21 protein-coding genes are annotated in these 21,006 nt (G+C 76.3%); 14 read left to right on the top strand and 7 right to left on the bottom strand.

Annotated features, from left to right (window positions below; genetic code table 11):
- Positions 1-18 precede the first annotated feature (18 nt).
- Positions 19-1,887 (top strand): AAA family ATPase, encoded by a 1,869-nt coding sequence (locus ACFO3M_RS17575; RefSeq protein WP_387991680.1) that lies wholly within the window; start codon positions 19-21, stop codon positions 1,885-1,887.
- 210 nt (positions 1,888-2,097) lie between these two features.
- On the opposite strand, the gene ACFO3M_RS17570 is transcribed toward ACFO3M_RS17575, so the two are convergent.
- From ACFO3M_RS17570 to ACFO3M_RS17560, 3 genes are all read right to left on the bottom strand, one after another.
- Entirely contained in the window at positions 2,098-3,225 is a 1,128-nt protein-coding gene (locus tag ACFO3M_RS17570; RefSeq protein WP_387991677.1) for an NDMA-dependent alcohol dehydrogenase, read from the bottom strand.
- A 137-nt stretch (positions 3,226-3,362) separates the two neighbouring features.
- Entirely contained in the window at positions 3,363-3,527 is a 165-nt protein-coding gene (locus tag ACFO3M_RS17565) for a hypothetical protein (protein WP_387991674.1), read from the bottom strand.
- Between the two features lie 11 nt (positions 3,528-3,538).
- On the bottom strand, positions 3,539-4,333 hold the full coding sequence (locus tag ACFO3M_RS17560; RefSeq protein WP_387991671.1) for a class E sortase: 795 nt from the start codon (positions 4,331-4,333) through the stop codon (positions 3,539-3,541).
- Positions 4,334-4,386: 53 nt separating this feature from the next.
- On the opposite strand from ACFO3M_RS17560, the gene ACFO3M_RS17555 reads away from it, so the two are divergent.
- From ACFO3M_RS17555 to ACFO3M_RS17545, 3 genes are all read left to right on the top strand, one after another.
- A complete protein-coding gene (locus ACFO3M_RS17555; protein ID WP_387991668.1) occupies positions 4,387-5,847 on the top strand; it encodes a bifunctional 3-(3-hydroxy-phenyl)propionate/3-hydroxycinnamic acid hydroxylase in 1,461 nt (486 codons plus the stop codon).
- A gap of 17 nt (positions 5,848-5,864) precedes the next feature.
- Positions 5,865-6,092 carry a hypothetical protein gene (locus tag ACFO3M_RS17550; RefSeq protein ID WP_387991665.1) on the top strand — a complete coding sequence of 76 codons (228 nt, stop codon included), beginning with the start codon at positions 5,865-5,867 and terminating at the stop codon, positions 6,090-6,092.
- 291 nt (positions 6,093-6,383) lie between these two features.
- Complete coding sequence (locus ACFO3M_RS17545) at positions 6,384-8,546, top strand: glycoside hydrolase family 15 protein (RefSeq protein WP_387991663.1); 2,163 nt, start codon at positions 6,384-6,386, stop codon at positions 8,544-8,546.
- 39 nt (positions 8,547-8,585) lie between these two features.
- On the opposite strand, the gene ACFO3M_RS17540 is transcribed toward ACFO3M_RS17545, so the two are convergent.
- Positions 8,586-9,053, bottom strand: a complete 468-nt coding sequence (locus ACFO3M_RS17540; protein WP_387991660.1) for an SRPBCC family protein — start codon at positions 9,051-9,053, stop codon at positions 8,586-8,588.
- 196 nt (positions 9,054-9,249) lie between these two features.
- Between ACFO3M_RS17540 and ACFO3M_RS17535 the strand changes: the two genes are divergently transcribed.
- Together ACFO3M_RS17535 and ACFO3M_RS17530 are read left to right on the top strand one after the other, a co-directional pair.
- Complete coding sequence (locus tag ACFO3M_RS17535) at positions 9,250-10,215, top strand: oxidoreductase (RefSeq protein WP_387991657.1); 966 nt, start codon at positions 9,250-9,252, stop codon at positions 10,213-10,215.
- A 58-nt stretch (positions 10,216-10,273) separates the two neighbouring features.
- Positions 10,274-11,488 (top strand): cysteine desulfurase-like protein, encoded by a 1,215-nt coding sequence (locus ACFO3M_RS17530; protein WP_387991654.1) that lies wholly within the window; start codon positions 10,274-10,276, stop codon positions 11,486-11,488.
- Positions 11,489-11,494: 6 nt separating this feature from the next.
- Here the strand turns inward: ACFO3M_RS17530 and mftR are convergent, their stop codons facing one another.
- Positions 11,495-12,106: a mycofactocin system transcriptional regulator gene (gene mftR, locus ACFO3M_RS17525; protein ID WP_387991651.1), complete on the bottom strand. Its 612-nt coding sequence runs from the start codon at positions 12,104-12,106 to the stop codon at positions 11,495-11,497.
- A gap of 133 nt (positions 12,107-12,239) precedes the next feature.
- Between mftR and mftA the strand changes: the two genes are divergently transcribed.
- From mftA to mftC, 3 genes are read left to right on the top strand one after another with little or no spacing between them, the layout of a single operon-like run.
- Entirely contained in the window at positions 12,240-12,377 is a 138-nt protein-coding gene (gene mftA / locus ACFO3M_RS17520) for a mycofactocin precursor MftA (protein ID WP_387991648.1), read from the top strand.
- 13 nt (positions 12,378-12,390) lie between these two features.
- Entirely contained in the window at positions 12,391-12,684 is a 294-nt protein-coding gene (gene mftB, locus ACFO3M_RS17515) for a mycofactocin biosynthesis chaperone MftB (RefSeq protein WP_387991645.1), read from the top strand.
- On the top strand, positions 12,681-13,916 hold the full coding sequence (gene mftC / locus ACFO3M_RS17510; RefSeq protein WP_387991642.1) for a mycofactocin radical SAM maturase: 1,236 nt from the start codon (positions 12,681-12,683) through the stop codon (positions 13,914-13,916). The genes mftB and mftC overlap by 4 nt, the downstream gene beginning before the upstream one ends.
- A 265-nt stretch (positions 13,917-14,181) precedes the next feature.
- Here mftC and ACFO3M_RS17505 read toward each other — a convergent pair whose 3' ends face one another.
- Positions 14,182-14,673 (bottom strand): pyridoxamine 5'-phosphate oxidase family protein, encoded by a 492-nt coding sequence (locus tag ACFO3M_RS17505; RefSeq protein WP_387991639.1) that lies wholly within the window; start codon positions 14,671-14,673, stop codon positions 14,182-14,184.
- Positions 14,674-14,763: 90 nt separating this feature from the next.
- On the opposite strand from ACFO3M_RS17505, the gene ACFO3M_RS17500 reads away from it, so the two are divergent.
- From ACFO3M_RS17500 to ACFO3M_RS17490, 3 genes are all read left to right on the top strand, one after another.
- Positions 14,764-16,020 carry a multidrug effflux MFS transporter gene (locus ACFO3M_RS17500; RefSeq protein WP_387991636.1) on the top strand — a complete coding sequence of 419 codons (1,257 nt, stop codon included), beginning with the start codon at positions 14,764-14,766 and terminating at the stop codon, positions 16,018-16,020.
- 37 nt (positions 16,021-16,057) lie between these two features.
- The gene (gene mftE, locus ACFO3M_RS17495; RefSeq protein WP_387991633.1) at positions 16,058-16,741 is read left to right on the top strand and encodes a mycofactocin biosynthesis peptidyl-dipeptidase MftE; all 684 of its coding nucleotides are present in this window, start codon (positions 16,058-16,060) and stop codon (positions 16,739-16,741) included.
- A gap of 66 nt (positions 16,742-16,807) precedes the next feature.
- A complete protein-coding gene (locus ACFO3M_RS17490) occupies positions 16,808-18,310 on the top strand; it encodes a purine-cytosine permease family protein (protein ID WP_387991630.1) in 1,503 nt (500 codons plus the stop codon).
- A 5-nt stretch (positions 18,311-18,315) separates the two neighbouring features.
- On the opposite strand, the gene ACFO3M_RS17485 is transcribed toward ACFO3M_RS17490, so the two are convergent.
- Positions 18,316-19,329: an iron-siderophore ABC transporter substrate-binding protein gene (locus ACFO3M_RS17485; RefSeq protein WP_387991627.1), complete on the bottom strand. Its 1,014-nt coding sequence runs from the start codon at positions 19,327-19,329 to the stop codon at positions 18,316-18,318.
- Between the two features lie 81 nt (positions 19,330-19,410).
- On the opposite strand from ACFO3M_RS17485, the gene ACFO3M_RS17480 reads away from it, so the two are divergent.
- Positions 19,411-19,950 carry a cysteine hydrolase family protein gene (locus ACFO3M_RS17480; RefSeq protein WP_387991624.1) on the top strand — a complete coding sequence of 180 codons (540 nt, stop codon included), beginning with the start codon at positions 19,411-19,413 and terminating at the stop codon, positions 19,948-19,950.
- Positions 19,947-21,006 (top strand): mycofactocin biosynthesis glycosyltransferase MftF (mftF, locus tag ACFO3M_RS17475; protein ID WP_387991621.1); only part of this gene is annotated, 1,060 nt, incomplete at its 3' end. The genes ACFO3M_RS17480 and mftF, both read left to right, overlap by 4 nt.

Genomic DNA, 21,006 nt, shown 5'->3' with positions numbered 1-21,006 from the left:
TGCTCAGAGGGGAGCCGCGTGACGCCGACCGTGCCGCACCCGGTCATCGGGCTGCGCCGCGAGCGCGAGGTGCTCACCGTCGCGCTGCGCACCAACCGGCACGTCGTCCTCGAGGGCCCGCCGGGCACCGGCAAGTCGACGCTGCTGCGGGCCGTCGCCGCCGAGGCCGGCCAGGAGGTCGTGTTCGTCGAGGGCAACGCCGAGCTGACGCCGGCCCGGCTGATCGGCCAGTACGACCCGGCCGCCGTCCTGGCCGAGGGGTACGTGCCCGGCAGCTTCACCGACGGGCCGCTGCTGACGGCGATGCGCGGCTCGGGGCTGCTGTACCTCGAGGAGCTCAACCGGATCCCGGAGGAGACGCTCAACGTCCTCATCACGGTGCTCACCGAGGGCGAGATCACCGTGCCGCGGCTCGGCCACGTGCGGGCGGCCGCCGGCTTCCGGCTGATCGCGGCGATGAACCCGTTCGACGCCATCGGCACCGCCCGCGTCGGGCAGGCGATCGCCGACCGCATGTGCCGCGTCGTCCTCGGCTACCAGGACGCCGCCGCGGAGCGGGCCATCGTCGCCGCGGTGACGGGCGCGCCGCCGTCGCTGATCGGGCTCGCCGTCCGGCTGGTGCGGGCCTCGCGGGTGCACCGCGACGTCCGGATGGGCTCGTCGGTGCGCGGCGCCACGGACCTGGTGCTGCTGCTCGGCGGGCTGCTGGACGTGCGCGGGCAGTCCGGGCTGGGGGCCGACGGCGCCCGCGAGACCACCCGCGACGCCGCGCACGCCGCCCTGTCGGGCCGCATCCGGGTCGCCGAGGGCGTCGAGCGCACCCCCGAGGCCGTCATCGACGAGATCCTCGACGGCGTCTGGCCGCCGGACGGGCCGCCACCGCCGGACGAGGAGGAGCCCCCCGCTCCCGCCGAGGGGGGTGGCGAGGGAAAAGCCGGAGGCCCGCCGGAGTCCCCGGCGGGCGCTGACCCCTCGTCCTCCCCGCGCCGCGACCGCCGCGGCGGGGGCGCCCGCCGGCAGACCAGCCGCCGCGAGATGGCCGCCCGCCACGACGCGTTCGAGGAGGTCAGCCCGGAGGTCGGCGAGCTCGACGAGGAGGCCTTCGCCGAGCTGATGGCCCAGGACGCCGACGCCGCGGCCGCGCTGCTCACCGACCTGGCCGCGGCCACCGACCGCGAGCTGCGCGCCGCCGCCCGGCGCCTGGCCGGCCGCGTGTTCGTCCAGGTCGGCCGGGTGGGCCGCTCGCGCACCCGCGGCACCCGGCGGCTGGTGCCCGACCGGCACGGCGACGGCGACCTGGACCTCGACCGCACGCTCGACCGCTGGGACGTCGGGACGCCGCTGCAGCCCGGCGACCTGGTCACGCGGCGGTGGACCGGGCACCGGCGCGCGGTGTGCCTCGCCGTCGACACGTCCGGCTCGATGACCGGGCTCGGCGTGGCGATCGCGGCGGTGGCGGCGGCCGGCGTCGTCCTCACCGGCGACGAGCGGCTGCGGACCAGCCTGATCACCTTCGGCCGGGACGTCGACGTCGTGCAGCGCCAGGGGCAGCGGCGGGCGGCGGAGGACGTCGTCACCCACCTGCTGGGCCTGCGCGGGCACGGGATGACCGACGTCGCCGGCGCGCTGCGGGCAGCCCGGCTGCAGCTGGCCGCCGAGGTCGCCGACGAGCGCGTGGTCGTGCTGCTGTCGGACTGCCTGCACACCACCGGCGACCCGCCCGAGACCGCGCTCGCGGGCATCGACCGGCTGCACGTGCTCTGTCCGCTGCCCACCCCCGAGGCGGAGACGGCGGCGCGCTCGCTGGCCGCGCGGGGCGCGGGGACGGCGCAGATGGTGCGCACCGTCCGCGACCTCGGCCCCGCCCTCACCCGCCTGCTGGGCTGAGCGCGGCCGCGCGCCGGTCGACCACCGGATGCGCGCACGGGCACCCGGCGTGTCCGCCCGCGTCGCGTGCCCGCAGACGACGATCACCGGGACCTGCGGGACGGGGCCCAGCCCCCGAGCGCGGACGACGGCCGCCAGACGGGTGCGCGGGCCGGGCCGCGGCGGCGCTCCCCGTGCCCGCCGCGGACGCCGGCGGGCACGGGGACCGGATCAGCGGTCGGAGTCGCCGTAGACGACCATCCCGCGGATGTTCTTGCCGTCGCGCATGTCCTGGTAGCCCTGGTTGATGTCCTCGAGCTTGTACTTCGTGGTGGCCAGCTCGTCGAGCTTGAGCTGGCCCTCCTGGTAGAGGCTGAGCAGCTCGGGGATCGCCGCCCGCGGGGCCAGGCCGCCGAAGATGGCGCCCTGCAGGTCCTTCTGCAGCAGGGTGAGCTCGAACAGGCTGAGCTTGACGTCGGTGTTGGCGGCGTTGCCCATGCCGGTGACGACGGCGCGGCCGCCCTTGCCGGTGAGGCTGAGCGCGGTCTGGACGTCCTCGCCCTGGATGTCGCCGACCGTGATGATCGTCTTGTCCGCCATCCGGCCCCAGGTCAGCTCGTTGACCTTCTCGGTGGCCTCCTCGGCCGACTCGAACACGTGCGTGGCGCCGAGGTCCATCGCCCACTCGCGCTTCTTCGCCACCGGCTCGATGACCATGACCCGCTTCGCGCCGGCCGCCGCCGCGCCCTGCACGGCGTTCATGCCGACACCGCCGGCGCCCATGACGACGACGTTCTCGCCCGGCCGCACGTCCGCGACCCTGGTGGCCGAGCCCCAGCCGGTGGTGACGCCGCAGCCGACCAGCGCGGCGATCTCCAGCGGGATGTCGGGCTCGATCTTCACGACCGACGCCTGGTGCACGGTGATGTACGGCGAGAACGTGCCGAGCAGGCACATCGGGATGACGTCCTGGCCGCGCGCCTGGATGCGGTAGCTGCCGTCGGAGATCGAGGTGCCGGCCAGCAGGTTGGCGCCGAGGTCGCAGAGGTTCTGCATGCCCTTGGAACACGGCGGGCACTGGCCGCAGGCGGGGATGAAGGCCGTGACGACGTGGTCGCCCTCCTGCAGGCCCGTCACACCGGGGCCGACCTTCGTGACGACGCCGGAGCCCTCGTGCCCGCCGATGACCGGGTAGAACGCGACCGGGGTGCCGCCGGTGACGAGGTGCTCGTCGCTGTGGCACAGCCCGGAGGCGGCCAGCTGGACCTGGACCTCGCCCTCCTTCGGGTCACCCAGCTCGATCTCCTCGATCGACCACTCCTCGCCGACGCCCCACAGGATCGCGCCCTTGGTCTTCACCCGGTGTCCTCTCCGTCCGGCCCGCCGTCGTCGGCGGGCAGCCTGGTGGGCGCACCCCGCTGGAGTGTGCGCCGCGCCACAGACTCACCGCGGCACCGGGTGCCGTCAAGGGGCCGCAACGGACTGCAACGTCCCGCTCAGCGGCCCCGGTCGACGGTCACCGCGGTGAACGGCAGGTGCGGCTCCACCCAGGGGAAGACGACGAACAGCAGCAGCGCCGCCGCGGCGAGCGCGAGCAGCAGGGACAGCACCGAACGGGTCGCCGTCCCCCCGGGCAGGTGTCGCCAGATCCAGCGGTACACGGGGGTCCTCCTCAGCCCTCGGTCAGGGCCGGCGGCCCGTCGGGTGCGTCCGCCCGGGTCACGCCCGGGCCGTCGAGGACGGCGTGCACCACCAGCCGCTGCCGCGCCGAGTACCGCGGGTGGCAGGTGGTGATCGTCAGGTAGGACCCGGCGGGCGCGGCGTCGGCGGCACCCCCGGGGACCGGGGCGATGACGTCGACGTCGGCCGGCGTCACGATCCGCTGTCCGGGGACGCCGTTGGGGTCCTGCGCCGTCAGGTCCCCGGAGGCGTCGCCGAGCACGCGGTAGGTGAACCACCCGTCGGCCACCTCGACGACGACCGGGTCGCCCGGCCGCAGCCGGTCCAGGTCGAGGAACGGCGAGCCCCGGCCCACCCGGTGCCCGGCGAGCGCGACGTTGCCGGGCGCCCCGGGCATCGCCGTCCCGGCGTAGTGGCCCGGTCCCTGGGACAGCTGGTCCTCGCTGGTCCCCTCGAGGACGACGCGCGACCAGTCCGCGCCCAGCCGGGGGACGTGCAGCACCGCGAACGGCTCGCCCACCGGGACCTGCGCGGGGACGGTGGGCACCCCGGAGGCGGGCGGCTCGGCGGACCACTCGGTCCGCAACCGGTCGGAGAGCCGGTCCTGGTCGCGCGCGGAGAACAGGTCGGTGACCCACAGCTCGTAGACCACGAACAGCAGCAGCACGACGCCGGCGGTGACCAGCGTCTGCCCCAGCCCGCCGGCGAGTGCGCGCCGGCGGTCCCCGCGCGTCCGGCCGGGCCGGCGCCGCCCGGCCGGCGGCGCGGGGGCGTCTGTCGGGGCCATCGCCGGGCCACTGTGCCAGCCCGGACCCGGCGCGGTCGGCGACACTGGGCGGCGTGTCGTCGCAGCCGGTCATCCCGCCTGTCGTGGTGGTCGGCGCCGGGCCGGTGGGCACGACCGCCGCGCTGCTGCTCGCCCGGCGCGGCCTGCCCGTCCTGCTGCTCGACCGCCAGCCCCGCCCGTACGGGCTGCCGCGCGCGGTGCACCTCGACGACGAGGCGCTGCGGGTGCTGGCCGACGCCGGCGTCGTCGAGGCGTTCCTCGAGGTCAGCCGGCCGATGGCGGGGCTGCGGCTGCTCGACGCGCGGCACCGCACGCTCGCCGAGTTCCGCCGCGCCGGGGACGCCGGGCGGCACGGCTGGCCCCAGGCGTCGATGTTCCACCAGCCCGACCTGGAGCGGCTGCTGCGTGCCGCGGTGCGCGACACCCCGGGCGTCGAGCTGCGCGGCGGCGAGGAGGTCGTCGGGCTCGCGGAGGCGGACCGCTCCGTCACGGTGACCGTGCTGGAGCGGGCCACGGGGCGGCGTCGCGACGTCGTCGCCTCGGCCGTGCTCGGGTGCGACGGGGCGAACAGCACCGTCCGGGGCCTGGTGGGCGCGCGGATGCGCGACCTCGGCCGGCCCGACCGCTGGCTGGTCGTGGACCTGCGCGCGCGGGTGCCGCTGCCGGTGTGGCCGGGCGTGCACCAGGTGTGCGACCCGGACCGCGCGGCGACGTTCATGCCGGTCAGCGGGGACCGCTACCGCTTCGAGGCGCGGCTGCGGCCCGGCGAGACGGCCGCGGACCTCACCGGCGCCGCGCTGCCCGCCCTGCTCGCGCCGTTCGGGGCGCAGGACGCCGAGGTGGTCCGCGCGGCCGAGTACGTCTACCGGGCGCAGGTGGCGGACCGCTGGCGGCGCGGCCGCGTGCTGCTGGCCGGGGACGCCGCCCACCTCACCCCGCCGTTCGTCGGCCAGGGCCTGGGGCTCGGCCTGCGCGACGTGCACCAGCTGTCCTGGAAGGTGGCCGCCGTCGTCACCGGCGCCGCGGGTGAGGAGCTGCTCGACACCCACCGCGCCGAGCGGGAGCCGCACGCCCGGGCGCTGGTCCGGCTCGCGGCGGTGGTCGGGCGGCTGATGACCGGCGGGGGAGCGGGCGCGGTGCCGGTGCGGCGGGCCGTGCTCGCCGCGGTCGCGGGCGTGCCGGCGCTGGCCGCCTACGCCACCGACAGCCGCACGCCCGCGCTGCGCGCCGGGCCGCTGGTCGAGCGGCGCGGCCCGGCCGGTCGGCGGCTGGCCGGGACCCTCGTGCCGCGGGCGCGCGTCCGCGCCGGCGGGCGGGAGTGCCGGCTCGACGACGTCCTGGGTGCCGGCACCGCGGTCGTGGCGCTGGCGGCGCCGGGGCGCGTGGCGGTCACCGCGGCCGGCCGGCGCGCCGAGCTCGACGACGTCGACGGCGCGCTCACCGCGTGGCTGCGGGCGGGACGGGCCCGCTTCGCCGTCGTCCGGCCCGACCGGGTGGTGCGAGCCGCGGGGTGAGTGGGTAGCGGGGCGTCATGCAGATCGACAAGGACCAGATCCTCCAGCTGCTGCGCTCCCAGGGCGACGACGCCAAGGCGCAGCAGGCCGACCAGGACCTGCCCGGCCAGGTCGACACCGACCAGCACGCCGGGATCCTGCAGAAGCTCGGGCTGGACCCGGGCGACCTGATCAAGATGATCAGCGGCGGTGGCGGCCAGGGCGGCGGCCTCGGCGGCGCGATCGGCGGGATCCTCGGCCGCTGAGCCGGCCGTGCACTCCCGCGCAGACGCCCCGGGCGTCTCCGCGGGAGTGCGTGCGGTCCGGCCGGTGGTCGTGGCCACCCCGGCTCTCCTACGGTGTGGTGCACACCACACGACGACGGCCGGACGGGGGCCGGTCGTGCCCGGCCGGCCGCGGCACCACGACGGCGGCGCTCCACCGGCCGGCTCCGGGACGGAGGACAGCCGGTGAGCCCGTACGACCTGCCCCACACCCCGCCGCGCCGCAGGCGCCTCCGCGGAGCGGCACGGCCGAGGGGGTCCGGGAGGCGGCCGGTGGTCGGCGGCGCAGTGGTCGCCGGCGTCCTCGTGCTGGGTGTGGTCGTCCCCGCGTCGGCGCAGGCGGCGGACGCGGCGCCCGGGTACCCCGGGGAGGCGGCGACCTGGTCGCCGGGGGACAAGGACGGCTTCGGGACGGCGATCGGCGCCCTCGACAGCACGGTCTGGTACACGCTGAACGACGGCACGCTCAGCGAGGTCTACGCCCCGCGGATCGACACGCCGAGCTCCCGGGACACCCAGTTCGTCGTCACCGACGGCGCCACCTTCGCCGAGCGGGAGGACGAGGCCACCGACTCCGTCGTCGAGCTGGTCGACCCGCGGGCCCTGGTCTACCGCCAGGTCAACACCGCGCAGAGCGGCCGCTACCGGATCACCAAGACCTACACCACCGACCCCGATCGGTCCGCGGTGCTCGTCGACGTGCGCTTCGAGTCCCTGGACGGTCAGCCGTACCAGGTCTACCTGCTCCACGACGTGGGCCTGGGCCTGAACGCCAACGACGACACCGGCCGCTCCGCCGACGGGCGGCTGCTGGCGACCGACGGCGCGCTGAGCAGCGCCGTCACCGTCTCGGGCGGCCTCACCGACACCTCCAGCGGCTACCTCGAGCGCAGCGACGGCTGGTCGGACCTGCGCGACGACTTCGTCCTCGACGACAGGTGGGACGCGCCGACCCCCGGCAACGTGGTGCAGATCGGCCGCACCGGCCTCACCGGCACCGGCGGCGGGCAGCGACTCACCCTGTCGCTCGGCTTCGGGACGACGGAGGACGACGCCGCGCAGGCCGCCGACCGGGCGCTGGACCGCGGCTTCGACGACGCCCTGGCCGCCTACACCGCAGGCTGGCACGACTACCTCGACGGCCTGGCGCCCGTGCCGGCCAGCGCCGAGCGGTGGCGCACGGAGTACGACGTGTCCGCCATGGTCGTCGCGGCCAGCGAGGACAAGACCTTCCGCGGCGGGTTCATCGCCTCCCCGGGCAAGCCGTGGGCCTGGGCGGACGAGCTGCAGCACTTCCCCGTCTACCACGAGGTCTGGTCCCGCGACCTGTACCAGCACGCGACCGCCCTGATCGCGATGGGCGACGAGGCGGCCGCCGAGCGCGCCCTGGACCACCTGTGGACGGTGCAGCAGCGTCCCGACGGGTCGTTCCCGCAGAACGCGCGCCTCGACGGCGAGGCGGTCTTCGGCGGGCTGCAGATGGACGAGGTCGCCCTGCCGATCGTGCTCGCCTGGCAGCTCGGCCGGACGGGCCCGGAGGACTGGGAGCGGGTGCGGCTCTCGGCGGACTTCCTGGTGGCCGAGGGGCCGGCCACCGAGCAGGAGCGGTGGGAGAACCTGAGCGGGTGGTCGCCGAACACCATCGCGGCCGAGATCGCCGGCCTGGTGACCGCGGCCGAGATCGCCCGCGGCAACGGCGACGACGCCCGCGCCGACACCTACCTGGCCACGGCCGACGGGTGGCGGGCCGGTCTGGCGGAGTGGACGGTGACGACCACCGGCCCGCTGTCGCCCGAGCCGTACTACCTCCGCATCACCGCCGACGGGGACGCCGACGCCGGCACGCAGATCCAGATCGCCGACGGCGGCCCGCTGGTCGACCAGCGGGAGGTGCTCGACCCGAGCTTCCTCGACCTGGTCCGGCTGGGCATCGTGCCGGCCGACGACCCGGTCGTGGCGAACACCCTGCGGCTGATCGACGAGCAGCTGGCCTACGACACGGCCAACGGCCGGTTCTGGCACCGGTCGAGCTTCGACGGGTACGGGGAGAAGGCCGACGGCACCCAGTGGGAGTCGGTGGACCCGGGTTCGCGGGAGACGATCGGCCGTGGTTGGCCGCTGCTCACCGGTGAGCGGGGGGAGTACGAGCTGGCTCTCGGTGGCGACGCCGCCGCGAGTGCCCAGGAGCGGCTGGACACGATGGCCCGCTCGGCCGACGACGCCTCCTCCTTCCTCGCCGAGCAGGTGTGGGACGACCAGCCGCCGTCGGCGGAGGGGACGGAGTTCGTGCCGGGGGAGCCGACGTTCTCCGCGACGCCGCTGTCCTGGAGCCACGCGGGCTTCATCCGGCTGGCGCACGCCGTCGACGCCGGACGTCCCGTGGACACGCCCGACGTCGTGGCCTGCCGGTACGGGACGTCGCTCTGCCCCGACTGACGCGCTCGGTCCGGTGCCCTCCCGCGGGAGGGCACCGGATCAGGCGTGCTCCGCGATCCGCTTGATGGCGGCCAGCGTCGCGGGGATGCCCTCGTGCGCGGCGCGGGTGCGCTGCTCGATCTGGCGCTGCGCGTCCTCGCCGTAGCGCTCCGCGAAGAACTCCTGACCGGCGGGCAGGAACTCCCACGTCTCGGTCAGCCGGGTGCCGCCGTCGACCGGCTCCATCAGGTAGCCCCAGCGGACCAACCGGCCGCCGACGAGCCAGGCGAACTCCCGGCCGCGGTCGGCCGCCACCACCTGGCTGCGGCTCTCCCAGGTGCGCTCCGGGGTGACGTTGCGGCCGGTGAACCAGTCGCCCACCGCGCCCGTCGCGCCCTCGTCCCACCAGCAGGCGGCGCAGACCGGGCTCCACTCGCCGGTGCGGGTCACGTCGCTGACCAGGTCGTAGACCTCCTCCGGGGAGGCGGCGACGACGACCGAGTCCGAGTGCGTCAGCGAGGTGGTCACCCGGGGAGTCTCGCACCGCCCCGACGCGGCGGTCCCCGTGCGCCGGCCTCGCGCCGACACGCCGGTGACACGCCAGTGACACGCTCGGAGCGGTCCACGACACGCCCGATCCCGTTCCACGACCCGTGACGGACGCGCCGGGCGGCGCCCTCGGGCCGGGTCGGCCGGCGTCCGGCCGACCCTAGCTTCGCGGGGCATGAGGACCACCACGACGAGGGCCGGACGGGTCCTCCTCGGGGGCCGGGCGGTGCACCGCGTGGGGTTCGGCGGCATGAAGCTCACCGGGCCACGGGTCACCGGCCCCCCGGCCGATCGGGGCAGGGCGCTCGCCGTCCTGCGCCGGGCCGTCGAACGGGGTGTCGACCACGTCGACACCAGCGGCCTCTACGGGCCGCACGTGGTGAACGACCTGATCCGCGAGGCGTTGCACCCCTACCCCGAGGACCTGGTCATCGCCACCAGGGTCGGCGCCCGCCGGACGCCGGACGGCGGCTGGGACGAGGCGCTGACGCCGGGCGAACTGCGCCGGTCGGTGGAGGAGGACCTCGAGCACCTCGGGCTCGACGCGCTGCACGTCGCCAACCTGCGGATGCCGGGCCTCGGTGAACCCGCGGAGCGCCCGCTCGGGGAGCCGCTCGAGGCGCTGGACCGGCTGCGGCAGGAGGGGCTGGTCCGTGAGCTCGGCATCAGCCACGTCACCACCCGGCAGGTCGCCGAGGCCCGGGGCATCGCGCCGCTGGCCTGCGTGCAGAACCACTACAACCTGATCCACCGCACCGACGACGCCCTGGTCGAGGACCTGGCCCGGGACGGGATCGCCTACACCGCGCTGGAGGGGGTCTCCTACACGTCGTTCTTCCCGGTGGGGGAGATGGGCCCGGCGCAGGCGGCGGCCCTGGACGCCGTCGCCCGGCGGTTCGGGGTGGCCCCCGTGCAGGTGGCCATCGCGTGGCTGCTGGCCCGTTCCCCGAACGTGCTGGTCGTCCCGAGCGCCACCTCGGTCGACGAGCTGGAGGACCTCCTCGCGGCGGGCGACGTGGCACTCGGCCCCGCGGACGTCGAGGAGCTGGACCGCATCGCGGCGTCGGGAGGACCGCCACCCGGCGGCCCGCCGGTGGGTGGCGCGAGCCGCCCTGTGCGGGGCCGCGCCACGAGCCCGTGAGCGACGGGATCGCCGGTCCCGTCGCGGGAGCGGCGGCCGTGGCGGGCATGCTGCGGGGGTGACCTCAGCCGCGAGCACCGCCTACGACGTCGCCGCCGTCCGCGCGGACTTCCCGGCCCTGCGTGCCGGGGCCGCCCACTTCGACGGGCCGGGCGGCTCGCAGGTGCCGCGCCAGGTCGCGCACGCCGTGGCGGCCACCCTCGGCTCCCCGATCGCCAACCGCGGCCGGCTGACCGAGGCCGAGCGCAACGCCGACGACGTCGTCCTGGCCGCCCGCGCCGCCGTCGCGGACCTGGTGGGCGGGGACCCGGGCGGCGTCGTCTTCGGCCGCTCGATGACCCAGCTGACCTACGACCTCTCCCGCACGCTGGCCGCCTCCTGGGGCCCCGGCGACGAGGTCGTCGTCACCCGCCTGGACCACGACGCCAACGTCCGGCCGTGGGTGCAGGCCGCCGCCGCCCGCGGGGCCACCGTCCGCTGGGCCGACCTGGACCCGGACACCGGCGAGCTGACCGCCGGGGCGCTGCGCGCGGTGCTGTCGGACCGCACCCGCCTGGTCGCGGTCACCGGCGCCTCGAACCTCATCGGCACCCGGCCCGACGTCGCGGCGCTCACCGCGCTGGCCCACGACGCCGGGGCGCTCGCCTACGTCGACGGCGTGCACCTCACCGCGCACGCGCCGGTCGACGTCGCCGCGCTCGGCGCCGACCTCTACGCCTGCTCGCCGTACAAGTTCCTCGGCCCGCACCTGGGCTGCGTCACCGCCGCGCCGGCGCTGCTGGAGACGCTGCACCCGGACAAGCTCCTCCCCTCGACCGACGCCGTCCCGGAGCGGTTCGAGCTCGGCACGCTGCCCTACGAGCTGCTGGCCGGGACCACCGCGGCCGTCGACTACCTCGCCGCCCTGGGCGGCCCCGGGGGCGACCGGCGCGCCCGGCTGACCGCCGGTATGGCCGCCGTCGAGGCGCACGAGGACCGGCTGCGCGAGCGGATCGAGGAGGGGATCGCGGAGCTGCCGGGCGTCACGCTGTGGTCCCGCGCCCGGCACCGGACGCCGACCCTGCTGCTCACCTTCGCCGACCGGCCGGCCGCCGAGGTCTCCCGCGCGCTGGCCGAGCGGCGGGTGAACGCCCCGGCGGGGAACTTCTACGCGATCGAGGCGTCCCGGCGGCTGGGGCTGGGCGACGCCGGTGGCCTGCGGGTCGGGCTGGCGCCCTACAGCGACGACGCCGACGTCGACCGCCTGCTCGAGGGTCTGCGCGCCGCGCTCTGACGCCTCTCAGCGCAGGTCGGGGAAGCCCTCCGCCAGCTGGGCGAACGCCGTGCGCAGCACCTCGGCGAGGGAGCCGTCGCCGCCGGTCAGCCACACCTCGAACGCGGTGGTGGCCGCCGCGCGGGTCGCGGTGGCGACCAGGCGGGGGAGCAGGTCGGCGGGGTCCTGGCCGCGGCGGCGGGCGACGTAGCGCGCCACCGCCTCGTCGACCTCGGCGTAGCGCAGCTGCGAGTGCGCCAGCAGCGCCGGCTCGGTGAGGATCAGCCGCATCCGCTGGCGCAGCACCGGGAGGTCGGCCTCGGCGTAGTCGTTGACCTCGACGTAGGCGCCGAACACGGCGGGCAGCACCGGGACGTCGTCGCCGGCGGCGTCCAGCAGGGCGGCCAGCCGGGACACGTGGCCGGCGAAGTCGCCCCACACGGCGTCGGCCTTGCCGCCCACGTGGCGGAAGAAGGTGCGCCGGCTGGTGCCCGCGGCGGCGGCGATCTCCTCGATGGTCACCTGCTCGAAGCCCTCGGCGGTGAACAGCTCCAGGGCCGCACGCTCGATCCGGGCGTGGGTGCTGCCGAGGCCGTCGCCCACGGCCGGCGGGACGGCGGTGATCGTCGGCGGGCTCACGCGCCCATCCTGTCCCACCCGGCCGCGCCGGTCAGCCCCTCGCCGGCCGGCGGCCCACCCCCTCGCTTGCCGGTGGCACCCGGTGTCTCTAACGTCCCCCGCATCCCGTCCCGCCGTCCTCCGGAGGCTCCGCATGCCCGAGACGACCGCCCAGACCGAGACCCAGGACGTGGCCCAGGCGGCCACTCGCGAGGCGGGAGCCGAGGAGGCGCTGGTCGAGGAGTCCCTCGTCGAGGAGGTCTCCATCGACGGCATGTGCGGCGTCTACTGAGCCGACCGGTCCCGTGATCCCCGCCGCTCCGGCCGCGGACGCCTTCGACCCGGCCCGACCCTGGCGGCGCGCCCGGTCGGTGGCGCTGCGGCCGGAGCCGTTCGGGGCGCTGGTGTACCACTTCGGCAACCGGAAGCTGTCCTTCCTCAAGTCGAAGACGCTGGTCAGCGTGGTGGAGACCCTCGCCGACCACCCCAGCGCCGACGCCGCCCTCGTGGCGTGCGGCGTCCCCGAGGCCCAGCGACCCGCCTACGTGAAGGCGCTGGCCGACCTCGCCCGTTCCCAGATGATCGAGGTGCGCGCATGACCGCCGTCGTCCCCCAGCGGCCCGCAGCGCCGGCCACCCGCCCCACCGGTGGGCGCCTGGTCGACCAGTTCGAGTACGGCCTGGACGCCCCGATCTGCCTGACCTGGGAGCTCACCTACGCCTGCAACCTGGCGTGCGTGCACTGCCTGTCCTCCTCGGGGCGGCGCGACCCCCGGGAGCTCACGACCGCCGAGGCCGAGGCGGTGATCGACGAGCTGCAGCGGATGCAGGTCTTCTACGTCAACGTCGGCGGCGGCGAGCCGACCGTGCGGCCGGACTTCTGGCACCTGCTGGACTACGCCATCGGCCACGACGTCGGGGTCAAGTTCTCCACCAACGGCGTGAAGCTGGACAGGGCACGCGCCGAGCAGCTGGCGGCCACCGACTACGTCGACGTGCAGATCTCCCTCGACGGCGCCACCGCGGAGGTCAACGACCGGGTCCGCGGCACCGGCTCGTTCGCCACCGCCGTGCGCGCGTTGGAGAACCTGGCCGAGGCCGGGATGGAGGACTTCAAGGTCTCCGTCGTCGTGACGCGGGAGAACGTCTCCCAGCTCGACGAGTTCAGGGCGCTCACCGACCGCTACGGCGCCCAGCTGCGGATCACCCGGCTGCGCCCGTCGGGCCGCGGCGCCGACGTCTGGGACCAGCTGCACCCCACCCAGGCCCAGCAGCGCGAGCTCTACGCCTGGCTGCTGGCCAACGGCGACCGGGTGCTCACCGGCGACTCGTTCTTCCACCTGTCCGCCTACGGCGAGGCCCTGCCGGGGCTGAACCTGTGCGGCGCCGGGCGGGTGGTGTGCCTGATCGACCCGGTCGGCGACGTCTACGCCTGCCCGTTCGCCATCCACGAGCAGTTCCTCGCCGGCAACGTCCGGGGCGAGGGCGGCTTCCAGCGGGTCTGGCAGCAGTCCGAGCTGTTCGCCGAGCTGCGCAGCCCGCAGACCGGCGGCGCCTGCACCAGGTGCGCGCACTTCGACGCCTGCCGCGGCGGCTGCATGGCGGCCAAGTTCTTCACCGGCCTGCCGCTGGACGGCCCGGACCCCGAGTGCGTGCAGGGGTACGGCGAGACCGCGCTGGCCGCCCGCGACCTCGACCTGGTCACGCCCAGGAGCCACCTCGACCACTCGCACACCGGCCCGGTCCGCGGCCAGCCCACGCTGCTGGGCATGCCCGCCGTCCCGGCCAAGGCCTGCGACGAGTCCCCGCTGGCCGGGCTGCAACCGGGCTGAGGTCTCAGCGGATCGGGGCGACCCCGGCGGGTCCGGGCCCGTCGGGGAGCAGGCCGGGCGCGAGGTCGGCCAGGGTCATGGTCAGGAACAGGGCGACGAGCAGGGCGAGCGTGAGCACGGGGCACCTCCGGGTGACGTGCCCCCAGGCTGACCGCCGTCCCTGACCGGGCCCGGTGACCTGCCTGGGAGTCCGCTGGGTGCCCCTGGCCCCCTCGCAGGGTCCCGGCCCGCGCGGAGCGTGGGCCGGGGGCGAGGGGGTCCTGCATCAGGGCAGGTCGACGACGTCCTTCTCGCCGGTGTCGGGCCGGGAGCCGGTGGCCTTGGCCTTGACGAAGCTCAGCGCCGTCGCCAGCCGGTTGCCGGGGCTGTCCCAGTACTCGGCGGTGTCGCCGTCGACCTTCACCAGGACGACGGAGGGGTCCTCGGGCCCCTGCGGCAGCCACGCCTCGACGCCGCTGTTCCACAGCTCCTTCTTCTTCGCGACGTCGTCGACGACGCGCGCGGTCCCGGTCAGCGACACCCAGGTGCCGCCCGAGCCGACGCCGACGTTGACCTGCGGCGAGGCCTGGACGTGGCCGAGCCAGGGGGCGTCGTGCTCGGCGAAGAACCAGAGGTCGCCGTCGAACTCGACCTCCTGCAGCGCCATGGGCCGGCTGGTCAGCCGGCCGTCGGGCATGGTCGTGGTGAGGAAGCCGAACCTCTGCCCCTTGATGAGCCCGGCGACCTTGGCGATGGCGTCCTGCGAGTCGGTGGTCATGCCCCTGCCCTTCCCCGGATCGGCCGCGCGACACGGGCGACACCCCGGCGTCCCGGAATGGACCGGCAGCCGGTTGCCTTGCGCAACGTCGTGACGACGATCCAGGACCGGCCGGCGACCGTGCCGGCCACGACCCCCGACCGGCCCGGGACCGCCCGCACCGCGCTCACCCTCGGCGCCTTCGTGGCCCTCGGGCCGCTCACCGTGGACATGTACCTCCCGGCGCTGCCCACCATCGCCGACGACCTGCGGACCAGTTCGGCCACGGTGCAGCTGACCCTCACCGGCACGCTGGTGGGCCTCGCGCTGGGCCAGCTGGTGCTCGGGCCGCTGTCGGACGCCCTGGGCCGCCGCCGTCCGCTGCTGGCCGGGACGGCGCTGCACGTCGTCGCCTCGCTGCTGGTGCTCGTCGCGCCGTCCATCGCGGTGCTCGGCGCGCTGCGCTTCCTGCAGGGCGTGGGGACGGCGGCCGGCGCGGTCATCGCGCTCGCGGTCGTGCGGGACCTGTTCGAGGGGCGGGCCGCGGCCACCATGCTCTCCCGGCTGTTCCTCGTCCTCGGCGCGGCGCCGGTGCTCGCGCCGACGGTGGGCGGGGAGGTCCTCCGGGTCACCTCGTGGCGCGGTGTGTTCCTGCTGCTCGCCGTCTACGGCCTGGCGCTGCTGGCCGTCGGCTGGTTCGCCGTGCGCGAGACGCTGCCGGCCGAGCGGCGGCGCAGCAGCGGCGTCGCCGGGACGCTGCGCGGCTACCGCGAGCTGCTGCGCGACCGGGCCTACGTCGGCCTGGTGCTGGTCGCCGGCCTGACGATGGCCGGGCTGTTCAGCTACGTGTCGGGTTCCTCGTTCGTCTTCCAGGACCAGTTCGGCCTGGACGAGCAGCAGTTCGGCCTGCTCTTCGGTGCCGGCGCGGTCTGGCTGATCGCCGCCACCCAGCTCAACCCGGTGGTGCTGCGCTGGTTCTCCCCGGCGCAGGTGCTCGTGGCCGGCGTCGTCGTCGGCGCGCTCGCGGGCGCGGTGCTGGTCGTGCTCGCGGGCACGGGCACCGGCGGCCTGTGGGGGATCGCGCTGCCGCTGTGGGCGGTGCTGTTCGCCTCCGGCCTGGCGCTGCCCAACGCCCCGGCGCTCGCGCTGGCCCGCCACGGCGAGGCGGCCGGCACCGCGGCGGCGCTCCTCGGCGCGGTGCAGTTCGGCGTCGGCGCGGCGGTGGCGCCGCTGGTCGGCGTGCTCGGCAACGACGCGGTCGCCATGGGCGTCGTCGTCCTGGCCGCGCTGGTCGTGGCGATCGCGGTGCTGCTGCTCGTCGTCCGGCCGTGGCGGCTGCCCGTGGACACCGAGGCCGTCCCCGCCTGACCCGCCCGGCCGCGGGGGATCTGCCTAGGCTGACCCGGTGCCCGACCTGGTCGGCGCCGCGTGGCCGGAGCTGCCCGAGCGCCCGCTGCTGGTCGTCCCGCTCGGCTCGGTCGAGCAGCACGGGCCCGCCCTGCCGTTCGCCACGGACACGGTCGTGGCCGGGGCGGTGGCGCGGGCCGCGGACCTCGACGGCGTGCTGGCCCCCGCCCTGCCCTACGGCGCCAGCGGCGAGCACGAGGGCTTCCCCGGCACCGTCTCCATCGGCACGGAGGCGCTGACCACCCTGCTGGTCGAGTACGGCCGCTCGGCCTGCCGCTGGGCCGGCCGGCTGCTCGTCGTCAACGGGCACGGCGGCAACCTCGACGCGCTGCGCCGGGCCGTGCCGCTGCTGCGCGCCGAGGGCCGCGACGCCGCCTGGTTCCCCTGCGGCGTCCCGGGTGGCGACGCGCACGCCGGGCGCACCGAGACCTCGCTGCTGTTGCACGTGGAACCGGCGTCGGTGCGGTCCGGTGCCCTGGTCGCCGGCGTGACGACCCCGATCGGCGAGCTGCTGCCCCGGCTGCGCGCCGAGGGCGTGCGCGGGGTGAGCCCCACCGGCGTGCTCGGTGACCCGGCCGGCGCCTCGGCGGAGGAGGGTTCCCGCCTGCTGGCCGGCCTGGCGGTCCGCCTCGCGGCGGCGGTGGCCCGCTGGGACGTGGGCGACGACGGGCGGCTGCACTAGTCCCGCGGGCCGCTGTCCCCCCGGCGCGCCAGGATGGCGGGGACACGACACGGGGAGGAGCCGCCGATGACCCAGCAGCCGGCCGTCGACCGGGGCGCGGAGGTGACCGCGGGGCGCGGCGCCGTCGAGACCAACGGCATCAACGTCATCGCCGAGGAGGAGCGCCGCGGCCGCCCGCGCCAGCTGTTCTGGCCGTGGTTCGGCGCCAACGTGAGCGTCCTGGGCCTGGCCTACGGCTCGTTCCTGCTCGGCTTCGGCATCTCCGCCGGGCAGGCGCTGGTCGCCGGGACCGTCGGCATCGTCGTCTCGTTCCTGCTCTGCGGGCTCGTCGCGATCGCCGGCAAGCGCGGCTCGGCGCCCACCCTCGTGCTCAGCCGCGCCGCGTTCGGCGTGCACGGCAACCGGGTCCCCGCCGCGCTGTCCTGGGTCCTCACCGTCGGCTGGGAGACGGTGCTGGTCAGCCTGGCCACCCTCGCGACGGCGACGGTGTTCGAGCAGCTGGGGTGGAGCGGCGGGACGGCGACCCAGGTGGTCGCGCTGCTCGTCGTCGCCGCGCTGGTCGTGGCCGGCGGCGTGCTCGGCTTCGACGCGATCATGCGCATGCAGGCCGTCATCACGGTCGTCAGCGGCGTGCTGACCGTCGTCTACGTGGTGCTGGTGGCCGACGACGTCGACTGGTCGGCGGTGACCGCGGTGCCGGGCGGCTCGACGGCGGCCGTCGTCGGCGCGCTCGTGCTGGCGATGACCGGCTACGGCTTCGGCTGGGTGAACGCCGCCGCCGACTACTCGCGCTACCTGCCGCGGACGGCGTCGACCGGCGGCGTCGTGGGCTGGACGACGTTCGGCGGCGCGCTGGCCCCCGTGGTCCTGCTGGGCACCGGCCTGCTGCTGGCCGCCTCGGACCCGGAGCTGTCGGGCGCGATCGGCGCCGACCCGATCGGCGCGCTCGGCGCGATCCTGCCGACCTGGTTCCTCGTGCCGTTCGTCGTCGTCGCGGTGCTCGGCCTGGTCGGCGGCGCGCTCCTGGACATCTACTCGTCGGGGCTGTCGCTGCTGGCCGCCGGCGTGCGGGTGCCCCGCCCGGTCGCCGCCGGCATCGACGGCACGCTCATGGTGCTGGGGGCGATCTGGGTCGTGTTCCTGGCCGACGCCAGCTTCTCGGTCCAGTTCCAGGGCTTCCTCATCACCCTCGGCGTGCCGATCGCCGCCTGGTGCGGGATCTTCCTCGGCGACCTCGCGCTGCGCCGCCGCGACTACGCCGAGCCCGACCTCTACGACGCGCGCGGCCGCTACGGCGCCCTCCCGCCGGTGCCGCTGGTGCTGCTCGCGGTGGGCACCGTGCTCGGCTGGGGGCTGGTCACCAACACCTACGCCGGCTGGCTGGACTGGCAGGGCTACCTGCTCGGCCCGCTCGGGCTCGGCGGCCGCGAGGGCGACTGGGCCTTCGCCAACCTCGGCGTGCTGGCCGCCTTCCTCGTGGGGCTGCTCGGCACGCTCGCGCTGCGCCGGGGTGCGGTGCGGACGCAGGAGGCCGCCCCGGCGGTGCCGGGACGGCCTCCTGCGTACTGAGCCGGTCAGCCCTGCAGCGTCTCCGCGAACAGCGGCACCGCGTTCTCGAGGGCGTACCGGGTGCCGAGGACCGAGCCGCTGGAGAAGGCGCTCACCAGCGTCTCGTCCTCGAGCACGACGGCGTTGCCCTGCTGCACCGACGGCAGCGTCTGCCACAGCGGGTTCGAGGTGATCTGCGCCGGGTCGACGAAGATCGGGAAGACGACGGTCAGCGGCGCGTCGAGCAGCGAGACCTGCTCGTCGGAGACCGGGACGAAGAAGCTCTCCGTGGCGAGGTCCTGGATCGCCGGCTTGTTGGCGAAGCCCAGCGCCTCCATGAAGTCGACGCGGGTGTCGCCGCGGACGTAGGCGCCGAAGCCCTCGGAGGTGTACGCGCCGACGGCGACCTCGGTGCCGTCGAACGCCGGGTTGGCCGCGGCGGCGTCGGCGAAGCGCTGCTCGAGGTCGCTCTGCAGCTGCGCGGCCTCGTCGCTCCTCCCGAGCGCCTGCCCGACCAGCTCGAGCTGCTGCTGCCAGGTGGTCACGTACTGCTCGGCGCCCTCGGGGATCCCGATGGTCGGCGCGATCGCGCTGAGGGAGTCGTAGCGCTCCCGGGTGCCGTCGGAGCGGGTGTCGAGGATGAGGTCGGGCTCCAGCGCGGCGATCGCCTCGAGGCTGGGCTCGAGCGTCTCGATGATCTCCGGCGCCTCGTCGTAGAGCCCCTCGGCCCACGGGCCGACGCCCTCGCCGCCGAAGCCGAGCCAGTCGCTCGCGCCGACCGGCTGCACGCCCAGCGCCAGCGCCGTCTCCGCGTCGGACCAGCCGAGGGCCACCACGCGCTGCGGCTCCTCCTCGATCTCGACGTCGCCGAAGGCGGTGCTGACGGTGACGGGGAAGGCGCCGTCACCACCGGCCGCGGGGGAGGACGCCGAGGAGTCCGCCGTCGAGCCCCCGTCGTCGGAGCCGCAGGCGGCCAGCGCCGCGGCGGTGGTGAGTGCGGCCGCGGCCAGGGCGGCGCGCCGGGTCAGGGGACGGGACATGGACGGTCTCCTTCGGTCGGTCCGGGTAAGGCTAGCCTGACCAAACCTGGCCACCGCGCCGCGGGCGGTTAGGGTCCGGCCGTGACGCACCCCTCCGGCTGGCTGGTCGTCGTCGACCCGCAGCGGGTGTTCGCCGACCCCGGCTCCCCGTGGGCGGCGCCCCGCTACGAGGAGGTGCGCCCGCGCATCCGGCGCCTGGTGGCCGCCTTCGGCGACCGCGTCGTCCTCACCCGGTTCGTGGCGCCGCGGGAGCCCGCCGGCGCCTGGGTCGACTACTACGAGCGGTTCCCGTTCGCGCTGCAGCCGCCCGACGCCCCGCTGTGGGACCTGGTCGAGGACCCCGGCCCGGCCCGGGTGCTCACCGCGACCACCTTCGGCAAGTGGGGCCCGGAGCTGGCGGAGGTGGTCGGCGCCGGGCCGCTGACCGTGGCCGGTGTGGCCACCGACTGCTGCGTCGTCTCCACGGTGCTGCCCGCCGCCGACGCCGGCGTGCCGGTGCGCGTGGTCGCCGACGCCTGCGCCGGCAGCACCGACGACGACCACCGGAAGGCGCTGGACCTCATGGGCCTCTACGCGCCGCTGGTCGAGGTCACCACCACCGACGACGTGCTGGCCGGGTGAGCCTCCCGCCGCCACCGGACGCCCGGCTGCCCGACGGCTGGGCGGTGCGGCTGGACCCGCGCACCCGCCGGCTGGAGGACGGCGCGGCGCTGCTGGGCGGCTCGCCGCTGCGGCTGCTGCGCCTGGCGCCGCGGGCCCGCGACCTGCTCGCCGGCGACCGCCTCGTCGTCACCGGCCCGGCGTCGGCGGCGCTCGCGGCGCGGGTGCAGGTCGCCGGGGTCGCCGTCCCCGAGCCCGCCGGCCCCGCACCCGGCCCGGACGGCGTCACCGTCGACGTCCCCGTCGTAGACCGCGCCGCCGCCGTCGCCCGCCTGCTGGCCGCCCTGCGCGCCGACCCGGACACCGCCGCCGTGCGCGTGCTCGTCGTCGACGACGGCTCGGCCGACACCGCCGCGACGGCGGCGGCGGCCGCCGCGGGCGGGGCCGAGGTGCTGCGGCACGACCGCTCGCTCGGGCCCGCCGCCGCGCGGAACACCGGGCTGCGCGCCGCGACGACCGACGCCGTCGCCTTCCTCGACTCCGACTGCGTGCCCCGGCCCGGCTGGCTGGCGACGCTGCTCCCCCACCTCGCCGACCCGCGGCTGGCCGTCGTCGCCCCGCGGATCACCGCCCTGCCGGCCGCCGACCCCGGGTGGGTGACCGCCTACGAGACGGCGGTCAGCGCCCTGGACATGGGCCCGGACCCCGGGCCGGTCGCGCCGCTGTCGGGCCTGTCCTACCTGCCCAGCGCGGCGCTGCTGGTCCGGCGGGCGGCGCTGGGGGAGGGCTTCGACGCCGGCATGCGGGTGGCCGAGGACGTCGACCTGGTGTGGCGGCTGGCCGCGGCCGGCTGGCGGGTGCGCTACGAGCCGGCCGCCCGCGTGGACCACGAGCACCCCTCGGCCACCGGGGCGTGGCTGCGCCGGCGGGCGGTCTACGGCACCGGGGCGGCGCCGCTGGCCGCCCGGCACGGCCGCGCCGTCGCGCCGGTGGTCGTGAGCCCGTGGTCGGACAACCCGCTGGTCCTGGCGCTGGCCGCCGGCGTCGGCAAGTCGGATCGTAGCCATGTCGTTCTGT

The sequence above is a fragment of the Geodermatophilus arenarius genome, assembly GCF_042654585.1.
Classification (GTDB): domain Bacteria; phylum Actinomycetota; class Actinomycetes; order Mycobacteriales; family Geodermatophilaceae; genus Geodermatophilus; species Geodermatophilus arenarius.
Note: the sequence above shows the minus strand (reverse complement) of the source record. Positions and strands in the feature narration are given on the sequence as shown.